Source organism: Streptomyces sp. 8L, from assembly GCF_020176795.1.
GTDB lineage: Bacteria > Actinomycetota > Actinomycetes > Streptomycetales > Streptomycetaceae > Streptomyces.
Genome location: NZ_JAIUKE010000606.1, coordinates 1 through 3,629 on the forward strand (window position 1 = coordinate 1; position 3,629 = coordinate 3,629).

4 protein-coding genes and 1 pseudogene are annotated in these 3,629 nt (G+C 69.0%); 3 read left to right on the forward strand and 2 right to left on the reverse strand.

The genetic code is table 11. The annotated features are described in order from the left end of the window. Window positions 1–37: 37 nt before the first annotated feature. Window positions 38–427, reverse strand: a complete 390-nt coding sequence (locus LCE31_RS35550) for a hypothetical protein (protein WP_225021954.1) — start codon at window positions 425–427, stop codon at window positions 38–40. A gap of 1 nt (window position 428) precedes the next feature. Next, window positions 429–977, reverse strand: a complete 549-nt coding sequence (locus LCE31_RS35555; RefSeq protein WP_225021955.1) for a replication-relaxation family protein — start codon at window positions 975–977, stop codon at window positions 429–431. Window positions 978–1,118: 141 nt separating this feature from the next. Here LCE31_RS35555 and LCE31_RS41395 point away from each other — a divergent pair. From LCE31_RS41395 to LCE31_RS35570, 3 genes and pseudogenes are all read left to right on the forward strand, one after another. Continuing rightward, a pseudogene (locus LCE31_RS41395) lies at window positions 1,119–1,262 on the forward strand (LacI family DNA-binding transcriptional regulator); the annotation flags it as partial. A 66-nt stretch (window positions 1,263–1,328) separates the two neighbouring features. Further along, window positions 1,329–2,123, forward strand: coding sequence for a LacI family DNA-binding transcriptional regulator (locus tag LCE31_RS35565; protein ID WP_225021958.1), 795 nt, complete (start codon window positions 1,329–1,331; stop codon window positions 2,121–2,123). 169 nt (window positions 2,124–2,292) lie between these two features. Further along, the gene (locus LCE31_RS35570; RefSeq protein ID WP_225021956.1) at window positions 2,293–3,288 is read left to right on the forward strand and encodes a phosphotransferase family protein; all 996 of its coding nucleotides are present in this window, start codon (window positions 2,293–2,295) and stop codon (window positions 3,286–3,288) included. Window positions 3,289–3,629: the final 341 nt, after the last annotated feature.

The window sequence follows — 3,629 nt, forward strand, 5'->3', positions numbered from 1 at the left end:
GCCCACTCCGCCTCATCACGCATCCCCAACCCCCCAATCACAGACCACGACCCGACACACGCACAATCGCACACCCACCAACCGGAAAGACACCACCTCGACCAAACAACCACGGTAGGCAGGCGCATCCGGGAACCCGCGCACCGCGTAAACCCGGGGCCGACAGCGCAACCACCGCCAGCCGGGAGTGCGCGTAGCGAAAAAACATCCGACTGCGGGTCAGCGGGCGCAGCACACCCCGATCCTCCCTGCCGCGCGGATACAGGACACACAGGCCCACGGTCACCCGGCCGACGGACCGGCCGCAGTCGACGACCACCTGCACGATCCGTTCGTCCAGGCCCGGCTCATCCAGACAGCCGCACACGACATAGAAGAAGTCGCGGCCCGCTTCGGCGAGCAGACGATGGCATTCGAACGCCCGCACATTACTTACACCACGACCACCGCATCGACGACCGCACCGCATCCGCGCGCAGGCTACCTTTCGCGGGCGTGGCGTCCCGTGTACCGGTAGGGCGACCTCCGTCGACCAGCCCCGCAGATGACCCAGCCCGCGCCGGCCGCAGCGCCGGCTGCCGCCGCTGCGCGGGTGGTGCGGTGCGGCGGGCGACGGGTTTCGTCGCCAGCGGCGGCGACTGGCGGAACGCATCGATCGTGTCGGCCACCGCCAGGGCGTGCGCGGCGCCGGCCCTGGCCGCGTCACGTGCTGTGCCGCCCATCTCCTTGACCGGACGGCCGAGCTCGGACGCGGCGGCCGCGAGACCCGCCGCAGTGAGGTTCCACAGATCCTGTGCCACCGGCATCCCGGTCCGGCCCGGCCGATAGCTTCGGCCGAGCGACTCCGTCAGCCCCGCGTCCCGCAGATCTTTGGCCGCGTTGCGGACCGTCTGCTCGTCCGCGGTGCCCGGCAGCACCAGCTGCCGCAGCTGCCCGGCCGTGGCCACCTTCACCACCCCCAGCGCCAGCAGCACCAACGACCGCGCCCGGCAGAAGGACGACAGACGGAGGGGTGTACAGATCCGGATCGTCCGTTCTTCCTCTGAGAGCGCTCCCGCGCCTATCGTACGGACGGCTTCGGCGACTCGAACGTACAGTGGTGAACATTCCAGATGGCAATGAACGGGCTCAGGCCCACGATCAATGATGTAGCGCGAGCGGCTGGCGTGTCCCGTGCGACAGCTTCCCGAGTCGTCAATGGTGCCCCGGGGGCGTCTGGAGTGGTGCGAGCCCGGGTCCACGCGGCCGTTGCCGAGTTGGGATGGCAGCCCAACGAGAGCGCCCGAGCGCTGGCTTCCGGCCGGCGGCGTGCCATTGACGTCATAGCTATGCCTTCGGGCGCCGGAATCGGCTGGCTCGGCACTCATCCCTACTTCAGCAGGGTCCTGGCTGGGATGATGCCCGTCCTTGAAAGCGCCGACTTGCAGCTGCGGTTGCACGCGATGAACCGCGAGGCTTCTGTCGACACTGTCGAGGAGATCGCGTCGAACGCTACGCTCGGCGTGCTGCTCGCCGACACCACCCCGGAAATGGCGGCCCGTCTCTACCGACGGGGCCGCCGAGTCGTATCGATGGTGCCCACGGCCGCGCGCGTACCGGGCATGGAAGCGGACAACGACGGCGGCGCGTACGCGGCAGTCAAGGAACTCTATGGGCTCGGTCGCCGCCGAATAGCCGCAGTCCATGGCCCCGCCGACAACCCCTGCGCGACCAGTCGGCGTCTGGGGTACCGTCGCGCGGTCGCCGACCTGGGGCTAACGGCCGTGGAGGCTGACGGCGCCTTCAGCCGCGAAGGCGGCTACGCCGCTGTGCTGCGGATGCTCGAATCGGACCCTCGCACCGATGCTCTGTTCGTCGCCTGCGACCTGATGGCGGCCGGCGCAGTCCAGGCCGTCACCGCCACGGGCAGAAGCGTTCCGCGAGACGTCAGCATCATCGGCTTCGACGACAGCATCGCCGCCGCCTGCTCAACCCCGCCATTGACCACGATGCGCCTTCCTGTCGAGGAGATGGCCGCAGCCGCTGCCGGGTTGCTGCTCGACGGCAGCCTTGTGCCAGGCCACCGGCAGCACTTTCCCGTCGAACTGGTCATCCGGCAGAGCACCGAGCACCACAGTCACTGAAGGCGCCGGGGACTATGACCGCCACGGCCTTCACGAACAGGCCGTGGCTGTGGAACCCGTGCCCGACAAGCAGACGGTCCCAACGTCGGCGGCGAGGACATATTTCCCTGGCCGACCGTTGGCAAATGATTCGAGGTCCCGCGTGGGCCGAGCACGTCCTGGAGGGGCAATGGAGAGCATCACGAAGAACCGGCAGTCGCCGAAGACGCTGCGGGCGATGGTAGCCCGCGCCTACGGCGCCGAGCAGGTGCCTGCGGCGGCCAGCGAGGAGTGGGTCGAGGAGCTCGGCCACGGCTGGTTCAACGTGGCCTATCGCATCCGGCTGCGGGACGGCGCGCAGGTCGTCCTTAAGATTGCGCCGCCGTCCGATGTCGAGGTGATGACCTACGAGCATGGGGCGATGACGACCGAGCTCGCCGCCCTGAAGCTGCTGCGTGAGCGGACGTCGGTCCCCGTCCCTGCCGTCGACTTCGCTGATGACTCGCGCGAACTGTGTGACGCCGCCTACTTCTTCATGCCCTACATCGACGCCGACAACTTCGGCATCGTCAACGACAGTCTGTCCCCGGCCGAGCGCGACATCTACGGTGAGGCCCTCGGGGAGGCCAACCGGGAGATCAACTCCCTGATGGGTTCCGGCTTCGGACCGCTGGCCGGACCGTTCCACCCCAGTTGGCGCACCGTGTTCACCGGCATGGCCGAGGATGTCCTGAAGGACGGCGAGCGCCGCTCGGTCGACCTGGGCTGGGACTACACGCTGATCCGGGAGCTCCTCGCCCTGCACGCGGAGGTACTCGACGAGGTCGTCGAGCCCCGCTATGTCGAATGGGACCTGTGGAACAGCAACGTCATGGTCCGGGACGGGAAGATCGTCTGCATCATCGACCACGAGCGGGCTTTCTGGGGCGACCCATTGATCGAGGCCGGCTTCACCGGCATAGACAGCCCCGACTTCGGCGATCCCACAGCCTTCATACGCGGTTACGGCCACCCGGCGCTCACCGAGTCCCAGCGGCAGCGGCGGCGCCTCTACACCCTCTACCTGCTGCTGATCATGGTCATCGAAACCGTCTACCGCGGCCACCAGGACACCGTCCAGTACGACTGGGCCCGCGGCCAACTCGACACCCTCATGGCCCAGTTCGGACACCACCGCGCCTCGTGAACCACGCCGCACATACCACGCCGGACACCGCGGCCACCCTCGGCACCCGCCCGGTCGGCAGGGTGCTGTGGGAGAACTGCACCCAGACCACCGCCTCCGTCGGCCTCTACGGCGTCTACGCCCTCACTAACGCCTGGTTCGTCGCCCAGGGCGCCGGGCCCGACGCGGTCGCCGCTGTCAACCTCGTCGCACCCCTGCTGCTGATTATGGGGGCAGTGTCCAGCACCGTCGGCGCGGGCGGCGCCTCCCAGGTGGTCGCCCCCCAAGCGGGCCGCGGGCCCCCCCCCCCCCCCCCCCCCGCGGCGCGACCCCCGCGCAGAAAATGGGGGGAAGCCCCCCCC

Coding starts and splice junctions, on each gene's coding strand:
- LCE31_RS35570 (WP_225021956.1), top strand. CDS start 2,293: ATGGAGAGCATCACGAAGAACCGGCAGTCGCCGAAGACGCTGCGGGCG.
- LCE31_RS35565 (WP_225021958.1), top strand. CDS start 1,329: ATGCCTTCGGGCGCCGGAATCGGCTGGCTCGGCACTCATCCCTACTTC.